Origin of the sequence: Streptomyces nanshensis (assembly GCF_001751255.1) — a bacterium.
GTDB lineage: Bacteria > Actinomycetota > Actinomycetes > Streptomycetales > Streptomycetaceae > Streptomyces > Streptomyces nanshensis_A.
In genome coordinates this window covers 1-5,404 of record NZ_LJGW01000344.1, presented here as the reverse complement: position 1 = coordinate 5,404, position 5,404 = coordinate 1, and the positions used below count along the sequence as shown (strand labels likewise).

General features: G+C 72.6%; 5 protein-coding genes. 3 read left to right on the top strand and 2 right to left on the bottom strand.

Annotated features, from left to right (window positions below):
- Positions 1-248: 248 nt before the first annotated feature.
- The 3 genes from AN218_RS20465 (at position 249) to AN218_RS20455 (ending at position 2,881) form a co-directional block, all read left to right on the top strand.
- Positions 249-848: a class I SAM-dependent methyltransferase gene (locus tag AN218_RS20465; RefSeq protein WP_070018353.1), complete on the top strand. Its 600-nt coding sequence runs from the start codon at positions 249-251 to the stop codon at positions 846-848.
- A gap of 10 nt (positions 849-858) precedes the next feature.
- A complete protein-coding gene (locus tag AN218_RS20460) occupies positions 859-1,863 on the top strand; it encodes an N-acetylmuramoyl-L-alanine amidase (protein ID WP_420855996.1) in 1,005 nt (334 codons plus the stop codon).
- A 115-nt stretch (positions 1,864-1,978) separates the two neighbouring features.
- Positions 1,979-2,881, top strand: a complete 903-nt coding sequence (locus AN218_RS20455) for a hypothetical protein (RefSeq protein ID WP_070018351.1) — start codon at positions 1,979-1,981, stop codon at positions 2,879-2,881.
- 439 nt (positions 2,882-3,320) lie between these two features.
- Here AN218_RS20455 and AN218_RS20450 read toward each other — a convergent pair whose 3' ends face one another.
- Complete coding sequence (locus AN218_RS20450; protein ID WP_070018350.1) at positions 3,321-4,388, bottom strand: prenyltransferase/squalene oxidase repeat-containing protein; 1,068 nt, start codon at positions 4,386-4,388, stop codon at positions 3,321-3,323.
- Complete coding sequence (locus tag AN218_RS20445) at positions 4,385-5,254, bottom strand: class I SAM-dependent methyltransferase (RefSeq protein WP_244900556.1); 870 nt, start codon at positions 5,252-5,254, stop codon at positions 4,385-4,387. The genes AN218_RS20450 and AN218_RS20445 overlap by 4 nt, the downstream gene beginning before the upstream one ends.
- Positions 5,255-5,404: the final 150 nt, after the last annotated feature.

The following is a 5,404-nucleotide window of genomic DNA, read 5'->3' as shown; positions in this document are numbered from 1 at the left end:
CCTCGGGCCGCCCCCTCCCGTACGGCCCGGGCACCGCCCGGCACGGCCCGTACGGCAGCATGAACGCCGGGAACGTCCCCGGACCACGCCGCCGAAGGAGCCCGATGAGCCAGCCCACCGCGCAGCCGCAACCGGAACCCCGGCCGGACGGGCGGCCGGACGCCCGGCGGGACGCGGGGCACCGCGCGGAACCCGGACCGCGGCCCGCCGCGCGGACGTTCGCCGCGTTCGAGTCCGCGAAGGGCTTCATGCCGCCCGACGAGGGACTGGCCCTGTACGGCGCGGCCGTCGAAGCCGCCCGGCTCGGCCACCCGCTGCTGGAGGTCGGCACCTACTGCGGCCGCTCCACCCTTCTCCTCGCCGACGCCGCACGCGCCGCGGGCGTGACCGCCGTCACCGTCGACCACCACCGCGGCAGCGAGGAGCAGCAGCCCGGCTGGGAGTACCACGACCCAGACGTCGTCGATCCGAACACCGGACTGATGGACACGCTCCCCGCCTTCCGACGCACGCTCCACGAGGCCGGGTTGGAGGAGCACGTCCTCGCCCTCGTCGGGCGCTCGCCGCGCGCCGCGGCGCTGTGGGGCGTGCCGCTGGGTCTCGTCTTCATCGACGGCGGCCACACGGACGAGCACGCCACCGCCGACTACGAGGGCTGGGTGCCGCATCTCACCCCCGGCGGACTGCTCGTGGTGCACGACGTCTTCCCCGACCCCGCCGACGGTGGTCAGGCGCCGTACCGCGTCTACCGTCGCGCGCTCAATTCCGGTTCTTTCCGGGAGATTTCAGCGACGGGGTCGTTGAGAGTTCTCCGATGTACGGGCCCCGCGGTGCAGCCAGGCCGCTAGCATCCTGGGCGTGTCCAACGGCAGCCCGATACCGCCCGATCCGAACAGCGCCGAGCCCGGTGCCGAGCCTCCCGGGCCGGACGCTTCTCGGACGCCGGAGCAGGGGCGGCGGAGCCGGCTGGGCAGGCGCGCGCTGATCGCGCTCGCCGTGCTCACCCCGACCGCTTTCGCGGGCTGGCTGGTGTGGCAGTCCGCCGACCAGTCGGCCGGTGCGGGGAGCACGGCGCCCACCCTGATGCCGCTGCCGGGCAGTTCGCGGCCGGCCTCGGGGGGACTGCCCGGGGGCGACTCGGGGGGTTCGGGGGATTCCGGTTCCGCGGACGGCACGGGCGACCGGCCGCTGCGCGGGACGACCGTCGTACTCGACCCGGGGCACAACCCCAACAACCGTTACCACGCGGCGGAGATCAACCGCGCCGTGGACATCGGCACCGCTCACAAGGAGTGCGACACCACCGGTACGGCCACCGCGTCCGGCTACTCCGAGGCGGAGTTCACCCTCGACCTCGCCCGCCGCGTACGGGCCGGGCTGCGCGCACGCGGCGCCACCGTGGAGATGACCCACCAGGGACGCAGACCGTGGGGACCGTGCGTCGACGACCGCGCCGAGGCGGGCAATCGGGCCGACGCCGACGCGGTGGTCTCGCTGCACGCCGACGGTGCGCCGGCCAGTGCACGCGGATTCCACGTGATCCTCCCGGAGTCCGTCAACGAGGGGAAGGCCGACACCCGGGCCGTCACCGGGCCCTCCCGGGACCTCGGGCGCGAACTGGCCGACGCCTTCCGCGAGTCCACCGGATCCAAGCCCGCCCCGTACGCCGGCGACGGCGAAGGCACCGACACCCGGGGCGACTTGGGCGGGCTCAACCTCACCCGCGTACCGAAGGTCTTCCTGGAGTGCGGCAACATGCGCAATCCGCGGGACGCCGCGCAGCTCACCGACCGCACGTGGCGTGCGCGCGCGGCGCGCGGAGTCGTCGACGGCGTCGCGCACTACCTCACCCAGAAGCGCTGACAGGACCGCCGAGCGGTCAAGTCGCCCCGCCGGGCAGGTCACTGGACCCATCCGTACGATGGGGTGCTACCCCGGCAGAGACCACAGACCGTATGAAACCTACTAAGGACGCTAAGTGAACATCCGCTCCCTCACACGAGGCGATGGCGCGGTGATCGGGGCAGCTCTGCTGCTGCTGATCGCTTCCTTCTTCCCGTTCTTCACTTACGACGGCAACTGCCCCGTCGACTCCTGCAGCGTGTCCGCCTGGTCGCGCTCGACGCTTCCGATGCTGCCGACCGTGCACCTGCTCGGACTCGTCGCCGCGGGCCTCTTCCTCGCCGCCCGCCTGCTGCCGGACGGGCGCAAACTGCTGGGGCTGGCCCTGGACCAGTGGGGAATGGTCCTCTGCCTGGTCGTCGGCTGGGCCGGCATCTGGTCGCTGGTCGCGGTCCTCATCCCGGACCTGGATCAGCCGGGCATCACCGGCGACCCGAACGAGAAATGGGTACTGTCCGCCGGGGCTTATCTCACGCTCGTCTTCTCCCTCGCTCTGGCGGCGGTCGGCGCGCTGAGCACGACGGCGGCGGCCCTGAAGGCCCCGCTGCTGCCGGCGCCCAAGCCCACTCCGTACGGGGCGCCCCAGCAGGGCGGTTACGGATACCCGGGCGGACCCCAGCCGGGACAGCCGGGGCCGTACGGGGGGCAGCCGCAGGGCGGTTACGGATACCCCGGCGGGCCGCAGCAGGCAGGGCCCGGACAGCCGGGTCAGCCGGGGCAGCCCGGTCAGCAGCAGGCGCAGCAGCCCGGTCCGGCGGCAGGCGGGGGCGCCCCGGACCCGAACTTCCAGCCGTTCTGGTTCGCCGTTCCGGTCACCCGTCCCCTTTTCGGCGAGGACGGCTCCCCGCAGCCCGTCGCCGAACTCGCCCCGGGCACCTGGTACTTGGCGGTGGAGCAGCGCGGCGGCGCACTCATCGCCCAGACCCAGGACGGCCGCCGCGGCGTCCTCCAGGACACCTCGGGCATCCAGCGCGGCTGAGCGGCGTCTCCTGTCCTGCCCGTACTCGTACGTACGACTGCGGCCCCTTCCCCGGACCGGCGAATTTTAGTTCCCCGGATCGGTGGGGAGGGGCCGTTTGTTGTGGGGGGTAAGGGTGACAGGCGGTGGGGTTCAAGCGGTGGGTGTCGGGGGTCAGTTGACGGACGACAGGTGGCGGGTGGCGGGCGACAGGTGACGGAGATCCGATGGCGGGCAACAGGTGACGGATGTCGGATGACGGACGGCAGATAGCAGGTGACGGGTGACGGGTAGCAGGGTTCAGATGTGAGCTGACAGTTTTTGAAATCTGTCATCTGTCAGCCGTCAGCGGTTATTCGTCAACTGCCATCTGTCCGCTCCCCGTTGTGATCCGTCGACTGCCAGCCGTCAGTCGCCCGTCCACCGCCACCCCTCGGCTACCCCGTACCCCTCGCCCCCTTCAGCAGCAGTCCGGCGGCAGCCCCCGCGGAAGCCCCGTGCCGCCGAAGACCCTTACCGTCGCCTCGTCGCCGGCCAGTGCGGCGACGGCCAGCAGCAGGGAGCCGGCCGTCCAGCTCGTCAGCTCCTCCGGCCAGATCGCGTCGTCCTCGAAGACGTACCCCGTCCAGTAGAGGCCGTCCTCGGCACGCAGATGACGCACCCACTCCAGGATCTGCCGCGCCCGGTCGCGTTCCCCCAACGCCCATAGCGCCAGGGCCAGTTCGGCGCTCTCCCCGCCCGTCACCCACGGGTTCGGCAGGACGCACCGCACGCCCAGTCCCGGCACGACGAAGCGGTCCCAGCCCTCGTCGATGCGGGCCAGCGCCTCCGCGCCGCGCAGGGCTCCGCCGAGCACCGGGTAGTACCAGTCCATCGAGTAGCGGCCCTTGTCGAGGAAGCGCTCCGGGTGGCGGCGCACCGCGTGTCCCAGCAGTCCGAGCGCCAACTCCCAGCCCGGCTGGGGCTCTTGACGGTGCTCGGCGATCGCCAGGGCACACCGCAGCGCGTGGTACACGGACGAGGAGCCGGTGAGCAGGGCGTCCTCGGCGGCGGTCCCGTCGGCCTCCCGCTTCCAGGCGATCTGCCCGCCGGGAAGCTGGAGTCGGAGCACGTACTCGACGGCGGCGGCCACGACGGGCCACATCCGCTCGAGGAACGTCTCGTCGCGCGTGGCGAGATAGTGGTGCCAGGCGCCGACGGCGACGTACGCGACGAAGTTGCTCTCCCTCGCGAGATCGTCCGGCTTCTGCACCTCGCCGTCGGTGTACGCCGAGTACCAGGAGCCGTCGGGCAGTTGGTGCGCGGCGAGCCAGCGGTAGGCGGCCTCGGCGGCGTCGTGCTCGCCCGCGGCGTCCAGCGCCATCGCGGCCTCGGTGTGGTCCCACGGGTCGAGGTGTCCGCCCCGGAACCAGGGGATCGCGCCGTCCGGACGCTGGATAGCCAGTAGCCCCCGCACCGTCTGCCGTGCCTGCGCGGCCGTGAGGACGCCGTCGAGCACGAGCCGTTCCGTACGCTCCGGGCTCGTCACGCCTGCCCCTGCGCCTGGGCCCCGCCCTTGACGCCCCGGGCGCCCTGGACGCCCTGGACACCGGCGGCTTCCGGCCCGTACGCGGTCCCGGACTCGTACGCGGCGTCCGCCCCGCCGTCGGCGTCCGGCGACATCCCGCCGGACAGACGGGGCTTGGTGGCGTACGCGACGAAGCTCTTGCCGATGAGCGGGTCGAGTGCCTTCTCCGCGAGGCGGGTGGCCAGCGGCTTCTTCATGATGTCCCAGACCAGCAGCCGGTGGTAGGCGCGGACCGGGAGGGCGGCCTCGTCCCCGTCACGGTCCACTCCGAAGGCGCACTTGAGCCACCAGTACGGCGAGTGCAGCCCGTGCGCGTGATGCGTCCCGTACGGGCGGAGGCCCGCCTCGCGCATCCTGCCGAGCAGTTCGTGGGCACGGTAGATGCGGATGTGGCCGCCCTCGACCTCGTGGTAGGCGTCGCTGAGCGCCCAGCAGACCCGTTCGGGACCGTAACGGGGCACGGTCACGGCGATGCGTCCGCCGGGCCGCAGCACGCGCACCATCTCGGCGAGGACGCCCTTGTCGTCGTGGATGTGCTCCATCACCTCGGAGATGATCACGACGTCGAAGCTGTCGTCGGGGAAGGGCAGCGCGAGGGCGTCGCCCTCCATCGCGGTGGCCGTGGCCCCCTCCGGTGCCTCGCCTTCCTCTTCCATCGCCGCGAACCAGCGCGCGACGTCGCGGATCTCCTCGGCGTTCCGGTCCAGGGCGACGACGCGTGCGCCGCGCCGGTAGCACTCGAAGGCGTGCCGGCCCGCGCCGCAGCCCAGGTCGAGGACGCGGTCGCCCGGCGCGAGCGGGAAGCGGGAGAAGTCGACGGTCAGCACGGGTCTGCCTCTGCTTTCGGCGGGGTCGGCGACAGGGGGAACGAAGCTCTGGACGAAGCTTTGAGAGGGCGGAGAAGAGGGGGAAGGGAGCAGCGGGAAAGAAGGCCGACGGCGCGCGCTGCGCGGCCGGTTGGGCGGGCCGGGCGCCCG